This window comes from Pseudomonas sp. GW822-FHT06D10 (genome assembly GCF_058799535.1).
Genome location: NZ_JBXALN010000004.1, coordinates 526,058 through 550,849, shown reverse-complemented (window position 1 = coordinate 550,849; position 24,792 = coordinate 526,058). Strand labels below are relative to the sequence as shown.

Sequence of the window (24,792 nt, the reverse complement as noted above, 5' to 3'; positions counted from 1 at the left end):
TGTGTTTCTCAACCACAAGGAATGTTCATGATGAAAACCCTCAATACCCTGGCCCGCGCCATCGCCCTGGCCACTGTGCTGGGCACCGCCAGCCTTGCCGCACACGCCGCCGATATCCCGCTGTCCGGGGCCATCGAGGCCGATCAGGTGGTGACCAAGGTCCTGTCGGTGGACGCCGCCAAGCACCAGGTGGTGCTCGAAGGCGCCGGGGGCAAGCCGGTGCATGTGCAATTGAGCGATCAGGCCAAGGACCTGGGCCACCTCAAGGTCGGCGATCAGGTCAAGGTCACGGTCACCCACTCGGTGGTGGCGGTGCTCGACACCGACGTTGAAAAGGGCAAGCCCGATTCCAGCGAAGCCAGCGGCGTGGTCCGCGCTACCGCAGACAACCCCAACCCCGGCGGCGCGGCCTATCGCCAGGTGCAGGTGCAGTTGAAGATCACCGCCATCGACTTGAAGAAAAACCAGCTGACTTTCGAAGGCCCGGCGGGCAACAAGAAAGTGGTGAGCGTGGAGAAACCCGAAGTCCAGCAGCGCCTCAAGGACCTCAAGGTGGGCCAGAGCGTGCTGGTGACCTACACCGATATCCTGCAGGTCAGCACTGCCCACGAAGGCTGAGGGGGCAGGGCTGAGCGGGGGAGGCAATGGGCAATCGGGTTAACTGCACTGTGCAGTTTTATTCAGAATCCGCCCACGGACTTTCCCCGCCAGTTGCACTAGAATGCCAACCGTTCGCCCGGTGCAAGGGCTCTTTACCGGTGCAAGGATTGCCAAGGCCAGAGCACTGGGCGAACACCTTTCCCTGTCGCGTCCTGCGACTTTCCCGCTGTACATCACCCTGAATCGACCCTGGCTGGATGCTCCGGCGCGAGCCTGCCGTGCTCCCTCTACAGTGCCACCGGACTCAAGCTGACCTGGCGTGCAAGCAGGCTGACAAAGCCGCCTGGCTGCGCGTGGCCACTCTGCAGCGACAGCAGGACGATGTTCGGACCTATGGCCAGCGCCGCGACAGCCTCGTCTTCCCGGGGCAGCAACTGCCCGGTGACCCGCAGCCCCGCCTGTTCCCGGCTGATGCGTGGCCTGTCCTGGGTCGCGGCCCACAGGTTGTGATCCCAGACAAAATCGTCCTCCAGGCTCAACTCCACCTCATGCACCTGGCCCGTCTGTGGCGGCGTGCCCAGCCATTGGCCCCGGCCTTCGCCGAACGCACTGCTGAAATTGACCCACAGGCTATGATCGGCTTCTACATGGAGGGTGTTGAGGGTGATACGCATGGCCAATCCTTTCCTTGGTACTGCGGGTTCAAGAGGCGTTCAGCCGGCTTTCCGGGGCGGGGCGGCCGGGCTGGATGGCAAGCGGCCACTGCGCTTGTTATTGCACAGTGCGCGGGCCTTCAACAGAATGCGCGATTGCCCGACCGGGACAGGTCGAGGGCGGTGAATGATAGCGGAGATCCTGGATTGATCTGGTTAAAACGTTTGCTCATGTCGGTGGGCGTACTGGCGCTGGTATTGCTGGCGGTGGTCGTGTTCAAGAACGGCTTCTCCACGACGCCGGCCCATGCATTGGCCGAGCACCCTGATGCGCAGTGGCAGGGGGGCGCCGATGGCGGGCATTACATTGAAATCACCCGCTCCGAGCCGCCTTATTTCTTTGTACAGGTGCGTCATGAAAGTGGCGACCTGTGGGATGAGGGCTGGCTCAAGTACGAGGACGGCGACGCCAGCGCCCTGACCACCGACAAGGTGCTGGCCTTCGACGGTGACGGAGTGATTTACCTGCAGCAACGCAAGGTATTGGCGCCACTGCGCTCCGCGGCCCATTGACCTTCTGAAGCAGGTCGGGAACGCCGGTTTGATGGCTGTTGATAGTTGTTTCGAATGCTTGGAAATACTCGGCAGGGGTATAACTCACAACAACTAGAACGACTGAAGATACAACTGTGCAATAAGTTGCGCACATATAACTTATAGAACTTGTATGAGATGTTTTCGGTTCTATATCAGAATATTCCTATTCTTTTGCGCAGGGTGCTCCAGTAAGGTTTTTCCACCTGAATGGATATCCGGTAGTTCCAGTGCGCAAATTGATTCTCACTTCTTCAGTTCCCCCCCGCCAAGGACTGCACTCCGCGTTTTGCCGTGCTGATGCGCCATTTGTGGGCAGCTGGCGCACATGAGTTACTCGCGCAAGTTGTACTCATATCACCTGGAGCTCGCTCAGAAGTTTGTGCATGAGCAAAGTTTCGCAGGCGAAGATGTGCGTTTCTCCAACGAATATGAGGCGCTGGAAAGCGAACTGGGCAAGGCCCAGTCAATGCATGAAAGCGGTCAGGTCGACTGGCTGAAGATTCAGCAGCAGAGCGAAGCCTTGTTACGTTATCAGTCCAAGGATTTGCGGGTTGCCGCATGGTTGACCTGGGCCCTGCATCAGCGTGAATCCTTCCCCGGCCTGCTAGCGGGCCTGGGAATGGTACGCCACCTGTGCGAGCACCACTGGCAGCAAGTGCACCCAGCCAAGCTGCGCACCCGCGCTGCGGCGATTGCCTGGTTGGTGCCGCGCCTGCAGGACGTGCTGGATGAGGAGGTGCCGGTCAGGGAGCAGTTGCCGCTGTTCCGCCGCCTGGCGGAGCAACTGCAGGGGCTGGACGTGATCCTGACTCGTCACCTGGGGGATGACGCTCCCTTGCTGCTGCCGATCTGCAGGCGTCTGCAGAATATGGTGACGCGAGCGGCCGACAATCAGCCGGAGCCCGGAGCGGTAGGGGCCGTAGTGGCTCAGGTCAAGCAGGCAGCAGCGCAGCTGTTTACTCCCGGCTCGCCGATCGATAACGAAAAGGATGCGCAGAAAGCCCTGCGCTCCCAGCAGGAAAGTGCCCGTCCGTTGTGCGCCTGGTGGCTGCGCCAGAAGGCCACCGACCACCGGGCTCTGCGCCTCAACCGGGCGCTTCTATGGTTGGCCATCGACGCCGTGCCCGAGCGCAACGGCGAACAGGTCACGGCCCTGCGCGGGCTGCCGGCTGACAAACTGCGCCACTATCAGGAGCGCTATGACCAGGGCCAGTACGCCGATCTGTTGGTGGAGCTGGAGGCCAGCCTGGCCCGGGCGCCATTCTGGTTCGACGGCCAGCGCCTGGTCTGGGAGTGTCTGCAGGAACTCAACGCCGAGCCTGCCATGCGCGAGGTGGAGTTTCACTTCGCCTTGCTGCTGCAACGGCTGCCAGGGGTGGTGGAACTGCGTTTTTTCGACGGCGTGCCCTTTGCCGATCCGGCCACCCGCAACTGGATCAGCGCCCATGTCATGCCCCATCTGCACAGCACCAGTGCGCCGCGCAAGGTCGAGCCCGCCAGCGTGCTGCCGGCCTGGGAAGAAGCTTTGGAAGAGGTGCTGCCGATCCTGCGCAAGGACGGCCTCAAGGTCGCCGTACAGATGCTCAAGCAGGGCTTGCAGAACGCCCAGGGCGGGCGAGTGCGGTTCTTCTGGCACTTGAGCCTTGCCCGCCTGTGTTTCATGGCCAAGAAGTACGAGCTGGCCAAGACCCAGCTGGAAACCCTCGACCGGCAGTTGCAGGACACCGGCTTGCAGGCCTGGGAGCCGGACCTGGCGCTGGAAGTCCTGCACCTGCTGCACAACTGCTGTGAGCTACTGCCGCAGAACCATGCAGTGCGTGAGCGAAAGGAAGAGGTTTATCGCAGGTTGTGCCATCTCGATCTCGAGGTGGTACTCGAATAGGCCCCCGGGCCGACAACCGCAAGGAGAAGTGACATGGCCAAAGAAGGCTCCGTAGCCCCCAAGGAACGTATCAACGTCACGTTCAAACCCGCCACCGGCGGGGCTCAGGAAGAGATTGAACTGCCGTTGAAGCTACTGGCGATCGGCGATTACACCCAGCGCCTGGATGAGCGCAAGGTGGAGGATCGCAAACCCATCAGCATCGACAAGATGACTTTCGACGAGGTTCTGGCCAAGCAGGAGCTGCGCCTGACCCTGAGCGTACCCAACCGGTTGCAGGAGGAGGGTGGCAGCGACGAACTGGCGGTGCAGCTGCGCGTTGACTCGATGAAGGACTTCAACCCCGCCAGCCTGGTGGAGCAGGTGCCGGAGCTGAAGAAACTCATGGAACTGCGCGACGCCCTGGTGGCGCTCAAGGGGCCGCTGGGCAACGCCCCGGCCTTTCGCAAGGCCATCGAAGGGGTGCTCGCCAACGACGAGTCCCGCGGTCGGGTCCTGGGTGAATTGGGCCTCAATGCCGCCCCCGCCCAGGAAGCCTGAGACTCCACACAGCTAAGGAAGCTAGATCATGAGCAGTAATGCCGCACAGCAGAAGAATCAGGACAGCAGCGAATACAGCCTCCTCGACAGCATCATCGCCGAGACCCGCCTGACCCCGGACGACGAAGCCTATGGCATCGCCAAGCGCGGAGTCTCGGCCTTTATCGAAGAGCTGCTCAAGCCGCAGAACAGCGGTGAGCCGGTGAAGAAGGCGATGGTCGACCGGATGATCGCCGAGATCGACGCCAAGCTCAGCCAGCAGATGGATGAGATCCTCCACCATGCCGACTTCCAGTCGCTGGAATCGGCCTGGCGTGGCCTGCAGCTGCTGGTGGACCGGACCAACTTCCGGGAAAACATCAAGATCGAGATTCTCAACGTCTCCAAGGAAGACCTGCTGGACGACTTCGAGGACTCCCCGGAAGTGATGCAGGCCGGTCTCTACAAACACATCTACACCGCCGAATACGGCCAGTTCGGTGGCCAGCCGGTGGGCGCTATCATCGCCAACTATTTCATGTCCCCCAGCTCCCCGGACGTGAAGCTGATGCAGTACGTATCCAGCGTGTCCTGCATGTCCCATGCGCCATTCATTGCCGCCGCGGGGCCGAAATTCTTTGGTCTGGAAAGCTTCGCCGGGCTGCCGGACCTCAAGGACCTCAAGGACCACTTCGAGGGTCCGCAATTCGCCAAGTGGCAGAGCTTCCGCCAGTCCGAGGATGCACGCTACATCGGCCTGACCCTGCCGCGCTTCCTGCTGCGCAACCCCTACGATCCGCAAGAGAACCCGGTGAAGTCCTTCGTCTACAAGGAAAACGTCGCCAACAGCCACGAAGACTACCTGTGGGGCAACACCGCCTACGCCTTCGGCACCCGGCTGACCGACAGCTTCGCCAAGTTCCGCTGGTGCCCGAACATCATCGGCCCGCAGAGCGGTGGCGCGGTGGAAGACCTGCCGCTGCACCACTTCGAAAGCATGGGCGAGATCGAGACCAAGATCCCCACCGAGGTGCTGGTTTCCGACCGCCGCGAGTACGAGCTTGCGGAAGAGGGCTTCATCTCCCTGACCATGCGCAAGGGCAGTGACAACGCGGCGTTTTTCTCCGCCAGTTCGGTGCAGAAGCCCAAGTTCTTCGGCATCAGCGCCGAGGGCAAGGCTGCGGAGCTCAACTACAAGCTTGGCACCCAGCTGCCTTACATGATGATCGTCAACCGCCTGGCCCATTACCTGAAGGTGCTCCAGCGCGAGCAACTGGGTTCCTGGAAAGAACGCACCGACCTGGAGCTGGAGCTCAACAAGTGGATACGCCAGTACGTGGCCGACCAGGAGAACCCCAGCAGCGAAGTGCGTGGCCGGCGCCCCCTGCGTGCTGCGCAGATCATCGTCAGCGACGTCGAAGGCGAGCCGGGCTGGTATCGGGTCAGCCTCAACGTGCGGCCGCATTTCAAGTACATGGGGGCGGACTTCACCCTGTCGCTGGTGGGCAAGCTGGACAAGGAATAGGGCAGGAGCTGAGCCATGCGCCGATACGGCAGCCTGTTCGAACGCCTGAGCGGTGAAGCCGGCCAACGCGTCGGCTGGAGCCGCGAAGTGGCCGCCATGGCCTCGGTGGCTGCCCATCTGGCGAAGATGCTCAGCACCCGTGCGGGCAGTGTGCAGACACTGTCCGACTACGGCTTGCCGGACCTCAACGACATGCGCCTAAGCCTGCACGACTCCCTGAGTCAGGCACGCCGGGCCATAGAAGGTTTTATCGAGACCTATGAACCACGGCTGTCCAACGTGCGGGTGGTGTCACTGCCCCGTGACCACGATCAGCTCAAGCTGGCCTTCAGCATCGAAGGCCTGCTGGAGGTGGAGGGGGTCAAGCGCCAGGTCAGCTTCGCCGCTCGCCTGGATGGCAGCGGCCAGGTCAAGGTCAAGTAGGGAGGATGCAGCGATGTCGGGAAAACCAGCGGCCCGGGCCGGCGACCCAACGGCCTGCCCGATCCCCGGGCATGGGGTCAATCCCATTGCCGTCGGTTCGGCGGATGTGTTGTTCGACGGCTTGCCGGCCGCCCGGCAGGGTGATGTTTCGGCCTGCGGCGGTGCCCTGGTCGGCGGCTTGAGCAGCACCGTTTCGATCAACGGCCGCGCCGCGGCGACCCTGGGTTCGGTGGGCAGTCATGGCAACACAGTGATCGGCGGGTCAGGCACGGTGATCATTGGCGACAGCTTTACTCCGGCGCCATTTGTGGCGCCGGCACCGGTGCAGATCAATTGGCCGTTCAATGAACAGTATGTGATTGAGTGTCAGAAAACCGGGAAGCCACTGGCGGGGATTGCCTACAACTTCAAAACGGCTTCTGGAAAGATCTTCAGTGGAGTGACTGGAGCAGATGGCAAGACCGAGAAAATATCATCTTCGGATGCCGAGACGTATGAACTGATGATTGAGCGGCAGACCGAAGTGGTGATTGCTTGATCATGTTTGAGGGTGTTGAAGAAATATCGGTGGCGATTCAACGCTTACACGCAAATAGGAGTTTCTAGGTGACGGAAATAGTCGCTGCATCCAATTTGAGTCCAGCGAGTCAACAGGCCGAAAAGACCTTGGCGATTCGTCTTTTTGGAGTGACCGACATTCCGGCAGCCATGAGAAAGATGAACTGGAATGTTGCCGCCGACCTGATGCAGTACTGGTTCGATGGCAAGCCTTGGTCGACGATAGACGGCGCAATGACGAATGAAGTCAAGGGCCATACCGCCCTTGCTCTGGAACCCTATTTCAATAGCGCAATCGTCAAGATGAGTTGGCTTGTTGGGTTTGAACGTGCCAATGAGGTACTGAATATCCTGCGAGTGGCTTGGCGTAATGGACCAGCTCAAGAGCAGATACGCAAAAAAATACTGCCGCAATTCAACGCTCGAACTCCTGGTGTGTACCCGCTTCGGTTTAATGGAGATGCGAGATCGGTAGAGATTTTCGGTTATTGCAATAGTCGCTCGGTAAATTTTGGATTGACCGATGAAATAAACGAATTAAGGGCGGCGCTGGCTGACTTTAATATCCGTGTTTTTCCCGAGGGGGAGGTTGTTGTAACTGAGGATAACGTGCGGCTTTTAGTGAGTCGCATAGGCTTTTATGTTGAAGATGCTTATGACTTTAATGATGCACCCAACAGCTTTTTTAGTCAGCCTCTGGGATTTTGGAATTTCGATGGTATTGCAGGGCCTATCGCTGCAAATGCTTCCAATGTAGCACTGGGGCAAGCCCAGAGTGCTATAGCAAGGAATTCGTTTATAAGCGCAGCTTCGGATCGTATGTACCAAGAAATTGACGAAGCTCGTTATTTCTATATTAAGAACTCACACTTTGTCGCCTATAGACGAAAGACAAGGAAGGGCGGCGACTTTCAGGTTTTCTCTGATGTTTTGTATGAGGATGTCCCTCTCGTTGTCATGAAGCTGTAGGCGTGAGCTCTTGTGGGGTAAAAAATCAGTATGAGTGTTGTCTTGGTATCCATTTTTTGATGCAGGACGAATACTGGAAATCGGACGGTGCGCAATGGTAAAGATGGCCCGGGGTAAATGGCTTCGACGAACAGTTTTAGTCGCCGTTGTGTTGGTTATGGCGTTGGCATACAACGTAAACGTAATGCTTGGGTATCCAGCGAGTATTACGCAGACAAGTCCGTCAGGCCGATTTGTAATGGAAAATGTACGTGTTGATGGAACCTTTTTCTTGAGGAGGATGGCTTATCTTCGGGTCAAAGATGCGCAGGTTCCTGGAACAGTCTACCGAACACCTTTGTATGATATGCAGTCTTTGGATATGCGGGTGTTTGAAGATGATCGTGAAGTTGGAATTTATTGGATTAAATTTGATTTGCAGAAGAAGGTATTCATTATTTCCATGCCGGAGTGGGAGGAAAGTTTGATGAATATATTTATAAGCAATACCCCTTATGTTCATGTTGAGAACAGATGACAGTTTCCTGGTATGTCAGATGCCGAAAGTGGCGGGCGCCATTGAAGTCACAGTATTCAAGGAACTTCCTCTGCACTCAAACACCACTCTGTAATCAGGCGCTTTCAACGCTCATCCACTCACCCCAGGCAGGTACGCCATGTCCTTCAACCACTACTACCAAAGCGAACTGACCGCGCTGCGCCAGTTGGGCAGGCGTTTCGCCGAGCGTAGTCCGGCGCTGGCTCCGTTTCTCGGGCAGGCCGGGCGGGATCCGGATGTGGAGCGGCTGCTGGAAGGTTTCGCCTTTCTTACCGGACGCTTGCGCCAGAAACTCGATGATGAGCTACCAGAGCTCAGCCATTCGTTGATGCACCTGTTGTGGCCGAACTACATGCGGCCGTTGCCAGCCTTCAGCATTCTGCAGTTCGATCCGTTGCAGCGTTCCGGCCCTGCTGTGGCGGTGGCGCGGGATACGCCGGTGGAAAGCCGGCCGATCAATGAGGTGCGCTGTCGCTTTCGTACCTGCTACCCCACCGAAGTGCTGCCTTTGGACCTGACCGCGCTGAGCTATTCGGTGAAGGGCGACGGAGCCTTGCTCAGCCTGCATCTGAACATGAGTTGCGATGGTCATGTCGGCGAGCTGGAGCTCAGCCGCTTGCGCCTGCATCTGGCTGGCGAACGCTACATCAGCCAGATGCTCTACCTGAGTCTGCTACGCAACCTGCAAGGCATCGAGCTGGTGCCGTTGCAGGCCGGCGGCGCGCCGCTCAAGGGCGCCAATGGCGAACCGCTGTCGTTGAAGATCTCCGCCAGCAAGCTGCAGCCGGTGGGTTTTGCCGAGGAGGAGGCGCTGATTCCGTACCCGCTGAATACCTTCCGCGGCTATCGGTACCTGCAGGAATATTTCTCCTTCCAGGACAAGTTCCTGTTTGTCGACCTCTGCGGCCTGGAGGTGTTGCGCTCCTTGCCCGAAGACAGCCTCAAGCAGGTGCATGGGTTGGAGTTGCGCTTTGATATACGCAGGAGCGGCATACAGCGCCTGCGCCCGACCCTGGACAACATCAAGCTGTACTGCACGCCTATCGTCAACCTGTTCAAGCACGACGCGCTGCCGATCCGCCTAGACGGCAAGCAGGACGAATATCTGCTGCTGCCAGCGGAGTACGACCTGGAGAACTGCGGGGTGTTCTCGGTGGATTCGGTCACCGGCTGGGCCCCGGGCGGGGTGGGCTACCAGGACTATGTGCCGTTCGAGTCCTTTGAGCATGATCCGAGTTTCGACGTGCCTCAAAGCCGGCCGCACTACAGCATCCGCCAGCGCTCATCGCTGCAGCATGACGGTCTGGACACCTACCTGAGCTTTGCCATTCGCCAGACCGAGGCCCAGGAAACCCTGTCCATCGAGCTGACCTGCACCAACCAGAACCTGCCCCGCCAGCTCAAGCTCGGGGACATCGACCAGCCCTGTGAGCAGACCCCGGATTTCCTCAGCTTTCGCAATATCACCGCGGCCACTTCCAGCTTCGCGCCACCGCTCAATCGCGACTTCCTGTGGAAGCTGATCAGCAACATGTCCCTCAACTATCTGTCCCTGGCCAACGTCGATGCGCTCAAGGTGATCCTCGAGACCTACGACTTGCCGCGCTACTACGACCAGCACGCCGAGCGGGTCAGCAAACGCCTCCTGGGGGGGCTCAAGTCGATTCGTCACGAACATGTCGATCGTCTGCACCGCGGCTTGCCCCTACGGGGCCTGCGCACCGAACTGACCATCGACCCCCAGGGCTATATCGGCGAAGGCGATCTGTTCATCTTCGCCTCGGTGCTCAACGAGTTTTTTGCGCTTTACGCCAGCCTCAACTCGTACCACGAGCTGCGGGTCAACAGCACACAAGGAGAAGTGTACCAATGGACACCACGCATGGGCTTGCAGCCCCTGCTTTAAGCGAGCTGTCCCGAGGGATCCGGGAGTATTCGCTGTTCCAGGCGGTGATGCTGGTGGTCGATCGACTGCGTGATGCCCACCCCGACATGAGTGATGACGAACTCTATGACCAGCTGGAGTTCCAGGCCAACCCGAGCCTGGGGTTTCCCGCCAGCGATGTCGATCGGGTGGAGTTTTTCCACGAGCACGGGCTGTTGCACGCGCGACTGCGGTTCAACCTGATCGGTCTGTTCGGCGCCGGTTCGCCGTTGCCGGCCTTCTATGGCGAACAGGCACTGGGGGACGGCGAGGAGGGTAATTCGACGCGCAACTTCCTCGACCTGTTCCACCACCGTTTGCAGCGCCTGATGCTCCCGATCTGGCGCAAGTACCGCTACCGCGCGAGCTTCTCCAGCGGCGCACTGGACCCCTTCTCCAGCCAGCTGTTCGCACTGATCGGCCTGGGGAGCTCGGAGATTCGCCAGGCCCGGGAACTGAACTGGAAACGCCTGTTGCCCTACCTCGGGCTCTTGAGCCTGAGGGCCCACTCGGCGGCGCTGATCGAGGCGGTGCTGCGCTACTACTTCAAGCACGCGCAACTGGTGATCGAGCAGTGCATCGAGCGTCGGGTGGCGATTCTTCACGAGCAGCGCAACAGCCTGGGCCTGGGCAACAGCGTGCTCGGCGAGGACCTGGTGCTGGGGGAGCGGGTACGCGATCGCAGCGGCAAGTTCCGCATTCATATCCGCGAGCTCGATTGGCAGCGCTTTCATGAGTTTCTGCCGATCGGCTTCGGTTACCAGCCGCTTTGCGCCCTGGTGCGCTTTACCTTGCGCGACCCGCTGGACTACGACATCCGTCTGGTACTGCGCCAGGAAGAAATCCGCGAACTGTGCATCGGCGAACAGAACGCCTGTCGCCTGGGCTGGACCAGCTGGCTGGGGCGTGAACGCGCCGACGGCGTGGTGACCCTGGGCAGCCTCTCTCATTAAGGACGAGACCGATGATCAACGTAGACCTGCAACAACTGATCCAGGCACTGGATGCCGATACCCGCCGCGACCTGGAGCGCTGCGCCGAGCGTTGCGTGGCCCGGGGCGGCAGCAAGATCCTGGTGGAAGACCTGCTGCTGGAACTTCTGGAACGGCCCCAGGGACTGTTGGCCCGGGCGCTGCAGGATGCCGGGATCGAAGCCGGCGAACTCAGCGGGGTGCTGCAGGCGGGCGCCGAGCACAGCGCGTCGCGCAACCCGGTGTTTGCCCCGGAACTGGTGCAGTGGCTGCAGGACGGGCTGCTGGTGGCCAACCTGGAGCTGGGGCAGACCCAGGTGGAGCAGGCGGCGCTGATCCTGGCCCTGCTACGCAACCCGCTGCGGTATGCCGGAAGTCGCTACCAGCCCTTGCTGGCGCGGCTGAACATCGAGCGCCTGAAGGATTTCGCCCTGGCCCAGAAGCGTGACTCAGGTGTGGCTGGCCCATCCCCGGCGGGCGGCGAATCCCTGTTGCAGCGCTTCACCCACAACCTCACCCAGCAGGCCCGGGAGGGTGAGCTCGACCCGGTGCTGTGCCGCGACGAGGCGATCCGCCAGATGGTGGATATCCTGGCCCGGCGGCGCAAGAACAACCCGATCATTGTCGGGGAGGCCGGTGTCGGCAAGACCGCGGTGGTGGAAGGCCTGGCCTCGCGGATTGCCGCCGGTGAAGTGCCCCAGGCGCTGCAGGGGGTCGAGCTGCTGTCCCTGGACATGGGCCTGCTGCAGGCCGGTGCCAGCGTCAAGGGCGAATTCGAGCGTCGCCTCAAGGGGGTGATCGACGAGGTCAAGGCTTCGCCGCGTCCCATCATCCTGTTCATCGACGAGGCTCATACCCTGATCGGCGCTGGCGGCAATGCCGGAGGAAGCGATGCGGCCAACCTGCTCAAGCCGGCCTTGGCACGGGGCGAGTTGCGCACCATTGCCGCTACCACATGGAGCGAATACAAGAAGTACTTCGAGAAGGACCCGGCCCTGGCCCGGCGCTTCCAGCCGGTGCAACTGCATGAACCCAGCGTCGCCGAAGCGGTAACCATCCTGCGCGGCCTGGCCGGGGTCTACGAAAAGAGCCACGGCATCTACCTGCGCGATGATGCTGTGGTGGCGGCGGCGGAATTGTCGGCCCGCTACCTGGCTGGCCGGCAGTTGCCGGACAAGGCCGTCGACGTACTCGATACCGCCTGTGCCCGAGTACGCATCAGCCTCGCTGCGGCGCCGCAGAGCCTGGAACGGCTGCGTGCCGAACTGGCCGAAGGCGGGCGCCAGCGTCAGGCCCAGCGCCGGGATGCCGAGGCCGGTCTGGAGATCGACAAGGAGGCTCTGCTGCTTCTGGAGCAGCGTCTGGTTGCGGTCGAAACCCAGCAGCTTGCCCTGGAGCAGCGCTGGATCGAGCAGCGCCAGCAGGCCGAACGCCTGCTGGCGCTGCGCCAGGAACTGGCCTTGGCCCGTGAAGCCCAGGCCACCTGCAGCCAGGTTGACGCCGAGCCGGCCACGGATATCGAGGCGCTGGAGGCCGAACTGGCAGTGCTCCACACCAGCCTGAGCAGCGCCCAGGCCGAGGAACGCCTGGTGAGTTTCGAAGTCTGCCCGCGGCTGGTGGCGCAAGTGATCAGCGCCTGGACCGGGGTGCCCCAGGAGCAACTGGCCCGGGAACATAACGCCCGGGTGACGAGTTTTGCCGATGACCTGCGCAAACGGATCCGCGGGCAGGAGCAGGCGGTGCAGGCCCTCGACCGCTCGATGCGTGCCACCGCCGCCGGGCTCAACCAGCCCGATGCGCCGGTGGGGGTATTCCTGCTGGTGGGCCCCAGCGGCGTCGGCAAGACCGAAACGGCCCTGGCCCTGGCGGACCTGCTGTATGGCGGCGAACGCTTCCTGACCACCATCAACATGTCCGAGTTTCAGGAAAAGCACACAGTGTCGCGCCTGATCGGTGCGCCGCCCGGCTACGTCGGTTACGGCGAAGGCGGCATGCTCACCGAGGCGGTGCGCCAGAAACCCTATTCGGTGGTGTTGCTGGATGAAGTGGAAAAGGCCGACCCGGATGTGCTCAACCTGTTCTACCAGATCTTCGACAAGGGCCGGGCCAACGACGGCGAAGGGCGCGAGATCGACTTTCGCAACACCCTGATCCTGATGACCTCGAACCTCGCCAGTGAGCGCATCGGCGCGCTCTGCGAACAAGCAGCAAGACCCAGCGCCGAAGCCCTGGAAGCGGCGATACGCCCGGTCCTCAGCGCCCACTTCAAGCCGGCGCTGCTGGCGCGCATGCGCGTGGTGCCGTTCTACCCGGTGGATGGGCCGGTGCTGCGCGAACTGATCGAGATCAAGTTGCAGCGCCTGGGCCAGCGCCTGGCGCGCCGGCAGTTGCAGTTCAGCCACTGCCAGGGGCTGGTGGCGCACCTGGCCGAGCGCTGCGGGCAGAGCGATAGCGGCGCGCGGCTGATCGATCACCTGCTGGAGGCGCACCTGATTCCCCGGGTGGCCGACCGCTTGCTGCAGGCCATGGCGGCCGGCGAGAGCCTCAAGCGAGTGCATGCCACGGTGGATGGCCAGGGCAACGTGGCCTGCGAGTTCGCTTGAGGTGGCAATGATGTTTTCCCAGATAGCCCAACCCCTGGCTTATGCCGAGTCCCTGCTGGGAATGTATTGCGACCTGGGCCAGGCCCGGGACGAGGCGAGCTTGCTGGCGGACTTCGTCAGGGCCGTTGCCCGGCTCAGTGCCTGCGAACTGAGCCAGCTGTACCTGCTGGACGCCACGCACACGCATCTCGGGCTCTGTGCCGAACACCTGCAGGGAGTGATTGCGCCGCGGGCCGCCGAGGCCTTGCCGGCGGACTACAACGACGAGCAACTGTTGCAGTTCTGCCTATGCCAGAACCGCGTGCTGCACTTGTTGGACCTGGGCAGCGGCCTGTACCGCACGGACTTCTTGCCCGAAGTCGGCGGCCCCTGGCATTCGCTGTTGTGCGTGCCCCTGAGCAACGCCCAGGGCGCGGTGCAGGGGCTGTTGCTGTGTGCCAGCCGTACGCCTGCCGAGCTGCAAGGGTTTGCCGGCTCCCTGGGGCTGTCCGGCTCCTTCCTGCTGGCCCAGCTCAGCCTGCGCCAGCATTGGCAGCGCAGTGCTGCTGCGGCGCAGGTAGCGCCAGCGGTGCAGCGTCGGGCCAGTGACTACGGCCTGATCGGCAAGAGCCCGGCCATGCGCGAGACCTGTCAGTTGATCAGCAAGGTCCTGCACAGTCCGTACACGGTTCTGCTCCAGGGCGAGACCGGCACCGGCAAGGAAGTGGTGGCGCGGGCCATCCACGACTACGGCCCGCGCCGCTCCCAGCCGTTTATCGTGCAGAACTGCGCAGCATTGCCGGAGCACCTGCTGGAAAGCGAACTGTTCGGCTATCGCAAAGGCGCTTTCACGGGGGCCGACAGCGACCGCATCGGCCTGTTCGAGGCGGCGAACGGTGGCACGCTGTTGCTGGATGAAGTCGGCGACATGCCGCCGGCCCTGCAAGCCAAGCTGCTGCGGGTGTTGCAGGAAAGCGAGATCCGCCCGCTGGGCGCCAACGATACTCGCAAGATCGATGTGCGCATCATCGCCGCCACTCACCGCGACCTGCCAAGCCTGGTGAGCAGCGGCGAGTTCCGCGAAGACCTGTACTACCGTCTGGGCCAGTTCCCCATCGAGCTGCCGGCCCTGCGTCAGCGCGAAGGCGATATTCCCATGCTGGCGCGTTACTTCTGCGACAAGACCTGCGCCTTCCTGCAACGCGAAACGCTGGCGTGGTCCGATACCGCCCTGCAGATGCTCGATGCCTACGCCTTTCCCGGCAATGTGCGTGAGCTCAAGGGCCTGGTGGAACGCGCGGTGCTGCTTTGTGACGGCCGCGAATTGCTGCCCGAACACTTGCTGCTGCGTGGTTCTGCGAGGGTCGACACGCAGTCGCTGAACCTGCGGCTGCGCATGGAGCAGGTGGAGCGCGGCCTGCTGCTGGAGTGCCTGCACAAGCACGCCGGCAACCGCACCCATGCCGCCCGCGAGCTGGGCATGTCGCGTCGGGCCCTGCATTACCGCCTGGCGCGACTGAAGATCCAGCCTCAGGAACAACAGGAGCCGTGCCTATGAACGCTGCGGCTCTGTGTTCATTCCGGCCCGCGGCGTTGCCGGGGCCCTCATTCCCAACTGGAGTACCGCTGATGCCTGTCCGTCACTGGCCCCTTGTCCTGCTTCTGTTGCTCTTCGGCCACCTGTCCGGCTGCAGCGGCAACTACACATTCAACGACCACAGCTATCGCCCGCTTGGAGACCCGCAGACGGTCAACCGCGGCAAGTGAGCGCAAGGAGCAGCACCATGGAACTGGTTTTTGAGATGCTCGATCCGCCGCAGCACCTGCCTGCCGCAAGCGCCAGCAAGACCTTCAGGTTCAGCGGTGGCGTCATTGGCCGCGGTGAGGATTGCGACTGGGTGATCGCCGACCGCAAGCGTCACCTGTCCAACCATCACGCCCGGGTGAGCTACCGCGAGGGGGCGTTCTATCTCACCGATACCAGCAGTAACGGCATCGTCCTGCGCGACAGCGGCGCGCGCCTGCGCAAGGGCGAGGCCCTGCGTATCGAGCACGGCAGCACCTTTGAGCTGGGTGGCTTCGGGATTCGCGCGCGGCTGGTGCCGCGCAACCACGTCCCGGCTGCCGAACCAGGCCAGCCGCTGCCGGCGGGCAGCATCATTCCCGATGACGCCTTTCTTCATCTCGACCCGCTCAAGACCCTGGCGCAGCAGGAGCAGGCCGAGCAGATGCAGGATCCGCTGGCACTGCTGTCGAGCCCGTCCCGGGCCCCGCAGTCGTTTGCCGACTATGCGCAGATCGACACCGAGTGCCTGGTGGTGCCCGAGCTGGTGGCGCCCCCCGAGGCCCCGGCGCCGGCCCCCCAGGGCGAGCTGGCCGCAGGTCCCGGGGAAGTGTTCTGGGAACAGTTCGGCAACGCCCTGGGGGTGTCGCTCAAGGGCCTCGATCCAGCGGCCCGGGAGGCCCTGGCGCTGAAGGCGGCGGCGCTGCTCAAGCAGAGCGTCGGCGGCTTGCAGCAGAGCCTGCGCACCCGCAGCGAACTGAAGAATGAGTTACGCCTGGCCCAGACCGTGGACCGGAGCGCGGGCAAGCACCCTCTGCGTTTCGCCATGGATACCAGCGAAGCCCTGGAGCGCCTGCTGCTGGACGACAAGCCCGGGCAATTGCCCGCGCCCCAGGCCATCGCCCGGGCCTTCGGCGATCTGCAGGCCCATCAGGTGGCGCTGCTGGCCGCCAGCCGCGCCGCGGTGCGCAGCACCCTGGAGCATTTTGCTCCGCAACAACTGGTGCTGCGCTTCGAGCGTGACGGCAAGCAGCCCTGGCTGGCCACTTCCGGGCGCTACTGGCGGGCCTACACCCGCTACCACCAGAGCCTGCGCCAGGACGACGACTGGAGCGAGCGCCTGCTGGCCCGGGATTTCGCCCAGGCCTACGAGGAGCAGCATCGGCTGATCTCCACCCTCAACACCGAGACTCACCAAGGATGAACCCCATGCCCCGTTGCAAGGCTTTAGCACTGCGCACCTCGACCCTGTTCGCAGTGCTGTTGGTGTCCGCGTGCGCCTCTCTGTCGCCGTATTCCAGCCTGACCAAGCTCGACCTGACGCTAAGTGCCAGTGACCAGTTGAACCCCGACCTCAATGGCCGGCCTTCGCCCATCGTGGTGCGCCTGATGGAGCTCAAGCACCCGGTGGCCTTTGAAAATGCCGACTTCTTCAGCCTCTATGAGCGAGCCAAGGAATCCCTGGCGCCGGACCTGGTGGCCAGTGAGGAACTGGAATTGCGGCCGGGGGAGAGCGTCGAGCTCAAGCTCAGCGTCGACAGCCAGAGCCGTTATGTCGGTGTGCTGGCGGCTTACCGCGACCTGCCGGAAACCCGCTGGCGCTACGTGATTCCGGTGACCGCCATGCAAGTCACCCGCAGTGAGCTGATTCTCGACCAGGCGGGTATCCGCAACCGCCTGCAACCTGTGGTCCGGGAGGGGGAGCGGCCATGAACGAACACAAGGTTATCTGGCAGGAAGGCATGCTGCTGCGGCCCCAGCACTTCCAGCACAACGATCGCTATTTCGACCATCAGCTCAAGACCCGCACCCAATTGCTGGGCAGCTACACCTGGGGTTTTCTCGGGCTGGAGATCGACCTGCAGTACCTGAACATGGGCAAGCTGGTGATCAGCCACGCCCAGGGCATTCTGCCGGACGGTTCGCTGTTCGCCCTGGGCGACAGCAGCGAGCCCCTGGCCCTTGACGTGCCGGCCAACACCAGCAAGACCTCGGTGTACCTGGCGCTACCCCTGGTCACCGGCAACCATATCGAGGCGCGCCGCGCCGAGCAGGCCGATGTGCTGGCGCGCTACATCACTTATGAGACCCAGGTTGCCGACTCCAATGCCGACGACGACTCCAGCAGCCAGATCAGCTGTGGCCGGCCGGATTTCCGCCTGTTGCTCGGCGAGCAACAAAGCGATCAGGCCTACGTCAAGCTCAAGGTCTGCGAGATCCAGGGCAGCAACGCCGAAGGGGTGATCAGCCTCGACTCAGAGTTCTTCCCGACCTTCATCCAGACCCATGCCAGCCCCTATCTGCTGTCGTGCCTGAAGGAGGTGATCAGCATGCTGGCGCACCGTGGCGACACCATCGCCGAAAGGATCCGTTCCAACGGCAAGGTCGGTGGCGCCGAGGTCGGCGACTTCATGATGCTGCAACTGATCAACCGCACCGAGGTGCTGTTGCGCCATTACCTGGACCTGCAGCAGGTGCACCCGGAGGAGTTGTATCGCAGCCTGCTGACCATGCTCGGCGACCTGTCGACCTTCTCCAGCGAGAGCAAGCGCCCGCGCCTGGACACGCGCTACCAGCACAGCGACCAGGGCGCGAGCTTTCGCAGCCTGATGGACGCCATTCGCCAGGTGCTGTCGATGGTCCTGGAACAGCACGCCATCGAACTGCTGTTGCAGGAGCGCCAGTACGGCATCCTGGTGGCGGCGCTGAACGACCACACCCTGCTGGAGTCGTCCTCGTTCGTGCTCGCCGTCAGCGCCAACTGCGATGCCGAGGAACTGCGCCATCGCCTGCCGGCGCACCTCAAGGTCGGCCCGGTGGAGAACATTCGCCAGCTGGTCAACCTGCACCTGCCGGGTATCAAGGTTAAACCGCTATCGGTGGCGCCACGGCAGATCCCGTTCCACTCCAGCAAGACCTATTTCATTCTCGAATTCAGCGCCCAGGAACTGACCCAGCTGGAACGTTCCGGAGGCTTTGCCTTCCACGTTTCCGGTGAGTTTTCCGAGCTGGAGCTGAAATTCTGGGCCATCAGGAACTGAGCGCCATGATCAAGGACAGGGACTACCACGGGGACGACAGCAAGACCGTTCTCCTCGATCGCCAGGAGCAGCACGCGGGCCCCGGCCCGTTGACCGATTTCGCCGCGTCGCCGCGTTTCGAGCAACTGGAGGAACGCATGATCTACGCCGCGCGCCTGCAGCCGGCGCAAGCCTTCAACGTCAGCCTCAACGCCCTGGTGGCGGCCGCCTCGGAGCTGCTATCGGAGGTGGTGCGGCTCAAGCACAGCGTCAACAGCGAAGACATGGTCGCTCTCAACCAGCAACTGAACGCCGGGGTCAAGCTGTTCGAGGCCCGAGCGCTGCACAACGGCGCCGACGGCGGCCAGGTCATGAGCGCCCGCTACGTGCTGTGCACGGTGGTGGACGAGGCGGTGGTAACCACCAGTTGGGGCAATGAAAGCGAATGGTCGCAGATGAGCCTGTTGAGCCATTTCCACAGCGAGACCTTCGGCGGCGAGAAGGTCTTTCAACTGCTTGAACAGATGACCCGCAACCCGGTGCGCCACCTACCGATGCTGGAGCTGATGTACCTGTGCCTGTCCCTGGGGTTCGAGGGCAAGTACCGGGTCATGCCCCGCGGCATGCTGGAGCTCGAAGGCATCCGCGACGCCCTGTACCGACAGATCCGCCAGTTGCGCGGCGATGTGCCCCGGGAACTGTCGCCGCAATGGCAAGGCCTGGGCCACCAGCGCCCGGGCCTGGTGCGTATCGTGCCCTGGTGGACGGTGGCGCTGTTCACCCTGGTGAGCCTGGCGGTGATGTATTCGGGGTTCGCCTGGGTGCTTGCGCAGCAGCGCGACACAGTACTGCAACCTTATCGGCAGCTTGATTCGACGGCGCTCACGGCCCAGCCGCAAGACGGGAAACTGCAATGAAGACTCTATGGAAGAAAACCACCGCGTTCCTCGCCAGGACCTGGGTCTGGACCCTGTTGCTGGTACTGCTGGTGGCGCTTGTGGTGTGGTTTGTCGGGCCCTTGCTGGCGGTGGATGACTACCGCTTCTGGGAAAGCGCCATCTCGCGCCTGCTGACCATCAGCCTGCTGTGCCTGGCCTGGGGCCTGAGCATGGTGTTCGTCAACTGGCGTGCCGGGGTGCGCAAGAGTGCCCGGGAAGACAGTGAGGAGGGCCAGGCCAGCCTGCAGCGTGAACAGCGCATCGACGATGAGCAGAAAGAACTGCGCAGCCGTTTCAAGGAAGCGCTGCGCACCCTCAAGACGTCCAGCCTGTATCGCGGGCACAGCGAGCGCTGGCGCCAGGATTTGCCCTGGTACCTGCTGATTGGTCCCCAGGGCAGCGGCAAGACCAGCCTGCTGGACTTTTCCGGCCTGGAGTTTCCCCTCAACCGGATCGACCGCAAGCTGACCCGCGACACCCAGGGCAGTGCTCATTGCGATTGGTACTTCGCCGAGCACGGGGTGCTGATCGATACCGCTGGGCGCTACCTGACCCAGCCCGATGGCGAGGTCGACGGCCATGCCTGGAGCACCCTGCTGCAACTGCTGCGCAGCCGGCGACGCAACCGCCCGCTCAATGGCGTGCTGCTGACCCTGCCGGTGGAAGTGCTGCAGGGCGACGACGAGCAGGCTCTGGAGATTTTCGCGCGCCAGGTGCGCAGCCGCTTGCAGGAAGTGCAGCAGAGGCTGCACGTGGACCTGCCGATCTACCTGGTGCTGAGCAAGGCCGACCAGTTGCTCGGCTTCGATGAGTTCTTCGACCAGTTGAGCCGCGAGGACAGCGACCAGGTGTTCGGCGCAAGCTTTCGCAAGGAGCAGGACGGCACCGATGTGGCGGTGCTGCGGGACGAATTCGAGGACCTGCTGCGGCGCCTCAACAGCCAGATGATCATGCGCATGCACCAGGAGCGCGACACCCAGCGCCGCGGGCGGATCCTCGACTTCCCGCACCAGTTGGGGCTGATCGGCGAGCGCCTGTGCCTGTTCGTCGACATGGCTTTCACCGGTAACCGCTACCAGCGGGCCAGCCAGTTGCGGGGCTTCTACCTCACCAGCGCGCCGCATCTGAGCCAGCAGCTCGACCCCGACACTGCCGGCATCGGCGCCAACCTGGGGCTGCAGAGCAGCGTGCTGCCGACCCTGCACAGCGGCCGTTCGCGATTCATCCATCATCTGCTGAGCCGGGTGATCTTCCCCGAAGCCGAACTGGCGGGCCTGGACAAGGGTGAGCGGTGGCGCATCCATTGGGGGCAGCGGGCCCTTTACCTGGGGGCGCTGGGCTCCCTCGGGCTGTTCGGGCTGGTGTGGGCCACGGGGTTTTCGGCCAACCACGGGCGCTTGGAGCAGTTGCGCGAGCTGGCCCAACAATGGACTCAGCAGCGGGCCTCTCTGAGCGCACGCAGCGATGCCATGGCGACGCTCAAGGCCCTGGACCTGAGCTATCAGGCCACCCAGGTATTTGCGCCCAAGGGCGAAGTGGCGCTGCATGAGCGCGTCGGCCTGTACCAGGGCGAAGCCAGCAATCCGGTGGTGCGGGCTGCCTATGAGCGTGAGCTACAGGAGCAGTTGCTGCCCCAGGTGGCTTCGATGCTCGAAGGGCAGATCCGCGCCAACCTGAAAGACCGCGAACGGCTGCTCAACAGCCTGCGGGCCTACCTGATGCTCAACCTTGAGCAGCGCCGCGACCCCAGCTGGCTACGGGATTGGGTGGCCAGTGACTGGTCACGGCGCTACACGGGTAACAGCGCGGTGCAGAACGGCCTCAACCGGCATTTCGAACGCCTGTTGCAGCAGCCCTTCAGCTACCCGCTCAATGAGCCGCTGGTGGCCCAGGCGCGCCAGGTATTGCGCAGCGAATCCCTGGCGGACGTGATCTACCGGGTGCTGCGCGAGCAGGCCCGGAGCCTGCCGGACTATCGCCTGAGCCAGAACCTGGGGCCCCAGGGCAGCCTGCTGGTGGGGGCCGACTACGTGATTCCGGGGTTCTATACCCAGCAGGGCTACCAGCAGTATTTTTCGATCAAGGGCGCCAGCCTGGTGAGCGAGATCCTGCATGACAACTGGGTGCTGGGCGAGGGCAGCGACATCAGCGGCATGGACCTGCGCCAACTGATGGTCAAGCTGGAACAGCTGTACTTTCGCGACTACGCCAACCACTGGGGCGAAGCCGTGGGCCGGGTAGCCCTGGAGCCCATCACCGACGCCGCCGAAGGCGCGGACCAGGTGGCCGGCCTGACCTCGGCCAACTCGCCCATCGTGCAACTGCTGGTGGAAGTGCGGGAGAACACCCGCTTTCCGGTGCTGGCCGAGCCCAGTGACGAACTGGCCGAGGCTGCCAGCCAGGCCGCGGGCGGCGGGGCCCTGGGCAAGGTGGCCTCGGCGGTGGCGGGCAAGGCCCAGGACGGCCTGCTGAAAAAGCTCCCGGACACGGCGAAGAAAACGTTGCAAAGCCGCTTCGAACCCCTGCACCGCTTGCTGGACGACAACAATGGGCCTACCGCCGACCTGGCCCCGGCGCTGCAGGCGCTCAACGACCTGCAGTTGCAACTGGCGCAGCTGGCCCGTTCCAGCAACCCCGAGCAGGCAGCCTTCGAAATGGCCAAGAGCCGCATGAGCGGTCAGCGCGACGCCCTGAGCGCCCTGCGCACCACCTCGGCACGCCTGCCGCGGCCGGTCAGCGCCTGGTTCACCCTGATGGCCGAGGAAACCTGGAGCCTGGTGCTCAACGATGCCTACCAGTACCTCAACCAGCGTTACCAGGGTGAGCTGTACAGCTTTTACGGCAAGGCCATCAGCAAGCGCTATCCGTTCGATGCCCACAGCAGCAGCGATGTGGCCATCAGCGACTTCCGCGAGTTCTTCAAGGCCCAGGGCATCGCCGAGCGCTTCTTCGACAGTTACCTGCGGCCCTTCGTCAGCGGCGACCCGGGCACTTACCGCCTGCGCAGCATCGACGGTCGCAGCCTGCCGATGTCGCGCACCTACCTGGATCAGATGGCGGCGGCCCTGGTCATCCGTCAGAGTTTCTTCGCCGACAACCCCGGGGAACCCCAGGTGCAGTTCCGCCTGGAGCCCTACACCCTGGACCCGTCCGTCAGCCGCGCCGAGTTCCGTTTCGGCAACCAGCTGATCGAGTACCGCCACGGCCCGATCGTGCCGGTGGCATTCAAATGGCCCACTGACGCGGAAAACGGGCGCGCCAGCCTGGTCCTGGAGCAGCTTGCCGGACGCCCCATCGGCATCGAGAAGAACACCGGCCCCTGGTCGCTGTTCCGCCTGTTGGACCTGATGCAGACCGAGTACCTGACCGGGCGCGATGTGATGGTGCTCAAGGCCGACCTGGGCGGGCTGCGGGCCAACTACTTGCTGCAGAGCCAGCGCACCCCCAACCCGTTCGACCTGGCGGTGCTGCGCAGCTTCCGCCTGCCGGTGCAGCTCTGATGATCGCCAAGGGCGCTTGGCGCAGTGCAGCCCGCACTGACCCGGGCAAGGTCCGGGCACGTAACGAAGATGCCTTCCTCGATTGTCCGGAGCAGGGTCTATGGGTGGTGGCCGATGGCATGGGCGGGCACCAGGGCGGGGACATCGCCAGCCAGCTGATTGTCGCCAGCCTGGCCGAGTTGCCACTGGAAGGCGGCTTCGAGGCACGCCTTGACAGCCTGCGCCAGTGCCTGCACTGGCTCAACCGGCGCCTGGGCCAGGAACTGACAGTGAGTGCAGGCCGGCGCGACAGCATCATGGGCAGCACCGTGGTGGCGCTGCTGCTGCAGGGGGACCGCGGGGCGTGTGTGTGGGCCGGTGACAGCCGTTGCTACCTGTGGCGCGAGCAGCGTCTGTACCAACTGTCCCGGGACCACTCGCTGATGCAGAAGCTGATCGACGAGCAGCAGATGAGCGTGGAGCAGGCGCGCTCGCACCCGGCCGCCAACGCCCTGACCCGGGCGGTGGGGGCCGGCGAGCGGTTGAGCCTGGAGGTGCTGGAACTGCAGGTCTACCCCGATGATGTGTTCTTGCTGTGCAGCGATGGCCTGTACCAGGACATGACTCGCAACGCCCTGGGCCGTGCCCTGAGCCTGGCGGCGCCGCAGGTGGCCCTGCAGCGGCTGTTCGACGATGCCCTGGGGGGCGCCGCGCGAGACAACCTGACCGCCGTGGTGGTGCGCCGATGAACCTGCCGATGGCCCGCGGCCATGGGCCGTCGCCACGGCCGGGCGAGCTGACCCGGTTGGCCGCAGCCCCTGCGCCCGAGGCCCCGGGGGCCAAGGCGCGGAGCAAAGGGCGAGGCAAGCCCAAGGGGCGGGGCAAGCCGCGCAGCCCGGTTGCGCCCGCGCTCAAGGCCCTGACACCTCAGGGTGGATTGCCCCAGGTGCTGGCTGGTCGTTACCGCCTGGAGCGCCTGCTGGGGGCCGGTGGCATGGGCGTGGTGTACCGTGCCCGGGACCTGCTGCACGAGCAGTTCGGTGAGCCCCAGCCCTATGTGGCACTGAAGCTCATCAGTGAAGCCTTCGCCGAATCGCCGGATGCCGGCGCCTTGCTCTACAGCGAGTTCGCCCTGACCCGACGCCTGCGCCATCCCAATATCGTGCGCCTGCACAGCTTCGAGGTGGACACCGAGTACGCCTGCGCCTTCATCACCATGGAACTGATGCAGGGCATGACCCTGGACCAACTGCTGTGCCAATGGCCCCTGGGCCTGCCCTGGAGCGACGCCCGGGAACCGGTGCTGGCGCTGCTGGAAGCCCTGGCCTACTGCCACAGCCGGGGTGTGCTGCATGGCGACCTCAAGCCCGGCAACCTCATGCTGGGCGACGACGGCCTGCGCTTGTTCGACTTCGGCCTGGGCCGCGCCGCCCACGGCCTGCTGCCGGGCCTGCCACAACTCAACCGCCAGCGCTTCAAGGCCTGGACCCCGGGCTATGCCGCCCCGGAACTGCTGGACGACGAGCCACTGTCGGCGACGGCCGAGCTGTTTGCCGTGGCCTGCGTGATCCATGAGCTGGCCGGTGGCAAGCACCCGTACCGGCGCCTGCCGTCGACCGACGCCCGGGAGCAGCGGCTGGACCTGCAACTGCAACGCCCGCGGCACCTGCCCGAGCACTGCTGGCCGGCCTTGCGCACCGCCCTGGCGCTGGATGCCCGGGATCGCGCCATCAGCGTTGAAGAGCTGTACCACGCTGTCGCCCATCAGGGGGGCTGGCTGCGTGGTTGGCTCCAGAGGCGGCCACGATGACCAACGAACAGGGAGTCGAAT

22 protein-coding genes are annotated in these 24,792 nt (G+C 63.3%); 21 read left to right on the top strand and 1 reads right to left on the bottom strand.

What is annotated here, in order from left to right; all coding sequences use genetic code 11:
* Positions 1 to 30: 30 nt before the first annotated feature.
* Complete coding sequence (locus AC1RL5_RS16375; protein WP_026020035.1) at positions 31 to 618, top strand: hypothetical protein; 588 nt, start codon at positions 31 to 33, stop codon at positions 616 to 618.
* Positions 619 to 887: 269 nt separating this feature from the next.
* On the opposite strand, the gene AC1RL5_RS16370 is transcribed toward AC1RL5_RS16375, so the two are convergent.
* On the bottom strand, positions 888 to 1,274 hold the full coding sequence (locus AC1RL5_RS16370) for a hypothetical protein (RefSeq protein ID WP_072451435.1): 387 nt from the start codon (positions 1,272 to 1,274) through the stop codon (positions 888 to 890).
* A gap of 186 nt (positions 1,275 to 1,460) precedes the next feature.
* Between AC1RL5_RS16370 and AC1RL5_RS16365 the strand changes: the two genes are divergently transcribed.
* From AC1RL5_RS16365 to AC1RL5_RS16270, 20 genes are all read left to right on the top strand, one after another.
* The gene (locus AC1RL5_RS16365; protein WP_072451434.1) at positions 1,461 to 1,826 is read left to right on the top strand and encodes a hypothetical protein; all 366 of its coding nucleotides are present in this window, start codon (positions 1,461 to 1,463) and stop codon (positions 1,824 to 1,826) included.
* Positions 1,827 to 2,175: 349 nt separating this feature from the next.
* A complete protein-coding gene (gene tssA, locus AC1RL5_RS16360) occupies positions 2,176 to 3,732 on the top strand; it encodes a type VI secretion system protein TssA (RefSeq protein ID WP_492589736.1) in 1,557 nt (518 codons plus the stop codon).
* A 33-nt stretch (positions 3,733 to 3,765) separates the two neighbouring features.
* Positions 3,766 to 4,272: a type VI secretion system contractile sheath small subunit gene (tssB, locus tag AC1RL5_RS16355; RefSeq protein ID WP_072451432.1), complete on the top strand. Its 507-nt coding sequence runs from the start codon at positions 3,766 to 3,768 to the stop codon at positions 4,270 to 4,272.
* A 28-nt stretch (positions 4,273 to 4,300) separates the two neighbouring features.
* A complete protein-coding gene (gene tssC / locus AC1RL5_RS16350) occupies positions 4,301 to 5,776 on the top strand; it encodes a type VI secretion system contractile sheath large subunit (protein ID WP_072451431.1) in 1,476 nt (491 codons plus the stop codon).
* A 15-nt stretch (positions 5,777 to 5,791) separates the two neighbouring features.
* Positions 5,792 to 6,199: a type VI secretion system baseplate subunit TssE gene (gene tssE, locus AC1RL5_RS16345; RefSeq protein WP_072451430.1), complete on the top strand. Its 408-nt coding sequence runs from the start codon at positions 5,792 to 5,794 to the stop codon at positions 6,197 to 6,199.
* Between the two features lie 13 nt (positions 6,200 to 6,212).
* A complete protein-coding gene (locus AC1RL5_RS16340; RefSeq protein WP_072451429.1) occupies positions 6,213 to 6,737 on the top strand; it encodes a PAAR domain-containing protein in 525 nt (174 codons plus the stop codon).
* Between the two features lie 68 nt (positions 6,738 to 6,805).
* On the top strand, positions 6,806 to 7,726 hold the full coding sequence (locus AC1RL5_RS16335) for a DUF6402 family protein (RefSeq protein ID WP_103408058.1): 921 nt from the start codon (positions 6,806 to 6,808) through the stop codon (positions 7,724 to 7,726).
* A gap of 238 nt (positions 7,727 to 7,964) precedes the next feature.
* Positions 7,965 to 8,243, top strand: coding sequence for a hypothetical protein (locus tag AC1RL5_RS16330; RefSeq protein WP_145712944.1), 279 nt, complete (start codon positions 7,965 to 7,967; stop codon positions 8,241 to 8,243).
* Positions 8,244 to 8,382: 139 nt separating this feature from the next.
* Positions 8,383 to 10,170 (top strand): type VI secretion system baseplate subunit TssF, encoded by a 1,788-nt coding sequence (tssF, locus tag AC1RL5_RS16325; RefSeq protein WP_072451427.1) that lies wholly within the window; start codon positions 8,383 to 8,385, stop codon positions 10,168 to 10,170.
* Positions 10,134 to 11,141 carry a type VI secretion system baseplate subunit TssG gene (gene tssG / locus AC1RL5_RS16320; protein ID WP_072451426.1) on the top strand — a complete coding sequence of 336 codons (1,008 nt, stop codon included), beginning with the start codon at positions 10,134 to 10,136 and terminating at the stop codon, positions 11,139 to 11,141. Before tssF ends, tssG begins: the two co-directional genes overlap by 37 nt.
* 11 nt (positions 11,142 to 11,152) lie before the next feature.
* Complete coding sequence (tssH, locus tag AC1RL5_RS16315) at positions 11,153 to 13,762, top strand: type VI secretion system ATPase TssH (RefSeq protein ID WP_492589734.1); 2,610 nt, start codon at positions 11,153 to 11,155, stop codon at positions 13,760 to 13,762.
* A gap of 10 nt (positions 13,763 to 13,772) precedes the next feature.
* Positions 13,773 to 15,299: a sigma-54 interaction domain-containing protein gene (locus AC1RL5_RS16310; protein WP_072451713.1), complete on the top strand. Its 1,527-nt coding sequence runs from the start codon at positions 13,773 to 13,775 to the stop codon at positions 15,297 to 15,299.
* Between the two features lie 71 nt (positions 15,300 to 15,370).
* Positions 15,371 to 15,508, top strand: a complete 138-nt coding sequence (locus AC1RL5_RS16305) for a type VI secretion protein (RefSeq protein WP_072451424.1) — start codon at positions 15,371 to 15,373, stop codon at positions 15,506 to 15,508.
* A 17-nt stretch (positions 15,509 to 15,525) separates the two neighbouring features.
* Positions 15,526 to 16,728 (top strand): type VI secretion system-associated FHA domain protein TagH, encoded by a 1,203-nt coding sequence (gene tagH / locus AC1RL5_RS16300; RefSeq protein WP_123576535.1) that lies wholly within the window; start codon positions 15,526 to 15,528, stop codon positions 16,726 to 16,728.
* A 5-nt stretch (positions 16,729 to 16,733) separates the two neighbouring features.
* Positions 16,734 to 17,237 (top strand): type VI secretion system lipoprotein TssJ, encoded by a 504-nt coding sequence (tssJ, locus tag AC1RL5_RS16295; protein WP_072451422.1) that lies wholly within the window; start codon positions 16,734 to 16,736, stop codon positions 17,235 to 17,237.
* Positions 17,234 to 18,565 carry a type VI secretion system baseplate subunit TssK gene (tssK, locus tag AC1RL5_RS16290; RefSeq protein ID WP_072451421.1) on the top strand — a complete coding sequence of 444 codons (1,332 nt, stop codon included), beginning with the start codon at positions 17,234 to 17,236 and terminating at the stop codon, positions 18,563 to 18,565. The genes tssJ and tssK overlap by 4 nt, the downstream gene beginning before the upstream one ends.
* 5 nt (positions 18,566 to 18,570) lie before the next feature.
* Entirely contained in the window at positions 18,571 to 19,461 is an 891-nt protein-coding gene (icmH, locus tag AC1RL5_RS16285) for a type IVB secretion system protein IcmH/DotU (RefSeq protein ID WP_072451420.1), read from the top strand.
* Positions 19,458 to 22,982: a type VI secretion system membrane subunit TssM gene (tssM, locus tag AC1RL5_RS16280; protein WP_072451419.1), complete on the top strand. Its 3,525-nt coding sequence runs from the start codon at positions 19,458 to 19,460 to the stop codon at positions 22,980 to 22,982. The genes icmH and tssM overlap by 4 nt, the downstream gene beginning before the upstream one ends.
* Positions 22,982 to 23,710 (top strand): PP2C family protein-serine/threonine phosphatase, encoded by a 729-nt coding sequence (locus tag AC1RL5_RS16275; protein WP_072451418.1) that lies wholly within the window; start codon positions 22,982 to 22,984, stop codon positions 23,708 to 23,710. The genes tssM and AC1RL5_RS16275 overlap by 1 nt, the downstream gene beginning before the upstream one ends.
* Complete coding sequence (locus tag AC1RL5_RS16270) at positions 23,707 to 24,771, top strand: serine/threonine-protein kinase (protein ID WP_239690677.1); 1,065 nt, start codon at positions 23,707 to 23,709, stop codon at positions 24,769 to 24,771. The genes AC1RL5_RS16275 and AC1RL5_RS16270 overlap by 4 nt, the downstream gene beginning before the upstream one ends.
* Positions 24,772 to 24,792 lie beyond the last annotated feature (21 nt).

Coding starts and splice junctions, on each gene's coding strand:
- AC1RL5_RS16375 (WP_026020035.1), top strand. CDS start 31: ATGAAAACCCTCAATACCCTGGCCCGCGCCATCGCCCTGGCCACTGTG.
- AC1RL5_RS16370 (WP_072451435.1), bottom strand. CDS start 1,274: ATGCGTATCACCCTCAACACCCTCCATGTAGAAGCCGATCATAGCCTG.
- tssA (WP_492589736.1), top strand. CDS start 2,176: ATGAGTTACTCGCGCAAGTTGTACTCATATCACCTGGAGCTCGCTCAG.
- tssB (WP_072451432.1), top strand. CDS start 3,766: ATGGCCAAAGAAGGCTCCGTAGCCCCCAAGGAACGTATCAACGTCACG.
- tssC (WP_072451431.1), top strand. CDS start 4,301: ATGAGCAGTAATGCCGCACAGCAGAAGAATCAGGACAGCAGCGAATAC.
- tssE (WP_072451430.1), top strand. CDS start 5,792: ATGCGCCGATACGGCAGCCTGTTCGAACGCCTGAGCGGTGAAGCCGGC.
- AC1RL5_RS16340 (WP_072451429.1), top strand. CDS start 6,213: ATGTCGGGAAAACCAGCGGCCCGGGCCGGCGACCCAACGGCCTGCCCG.
- AC1RL5_RS16330 (WP_145712944.1), top strand. CDS start 7,965: ATGGAAAATGTACGTGTTGATGGAACCTTTTTCTTGAGGAGGATGGCT.
- tssF (WP_072451427.1), top strand. CDS start 8,383: ATGTCCTTCAACCACTACTACCAAAGCGAACTGACCGCGCTGCGCCAG.
- tssG (WP_072451426.1), top strand. CDS start 10,134: ATGGACACCACGCATGGGCTTGCAGCCCCTGCTTTAAGCGAGCTGTCC.
- tssH (WP_492589734.1), top strand. CDS start 11,153: ATGATCAACGTAGACCTGCAACAACTGATCCAGGCACTGGATGCCGAT.
- AC1RL5_RS16310 (WP_072451713.1), top strand. CDS start 13,773: ATGTTTTCCCAGATAGCCCAACCCCTGGCTTATGCCGAGTCCCTGCTG.
- AC1RL5_RS16305 (WP_072451424.1), top strand. CDS start 15,371: ATGCCTGTCCGTCACTGGCCCCTTGTCCTGCTTCTGTTGCTCTTCGGC.
- tagH (WP_123576535.1), top strand. CDS start 15,526: ATGGAACTGGTTTTTGAGATGCTCGATCCGCCGCAGCACCTGCCTGCC.
- tssJ (WP_072451422.1), top strand. CDS start 16,734: ATGCCCCGTTGCAAGGCTTTAGCACTGCGCACCTCGACCCTGTTCGCA.
- tssK (WP_072451421.1), top strand. CDS start 17,234: ATGAACGAACACAAGGTTATCTGGCAGGAAGGCATGCTGCTGCGGCCC.
- icmH (WP_072451420.1), top strand. CDS start 18,571: ATGATCAAGGACAGGGACTACCACGGGGACGACAGCAAGACCGTTCTC.
- tssM (WP_072451419.1), top strand. CDS start 19,458: ATGAAGACTCTATGGAAGAAAACCACCGCGTTCCTCGCCAGGACCTGG.
- AC1RL5_RS16275 (WP_072451418.1), top strand. CDS start 22,982: ATGATCGCCAAGGGCGCTTGGCGCAGTGCAGCCCGCACTGACCCGGGC.
- AC1RL5_RS16270 (WP_239690677.1), top strand. CDS start 23,707: ATGAACCTGCCGATGGCCCGCGGCCATGGGCCGTCGCCACGGCCGGGC.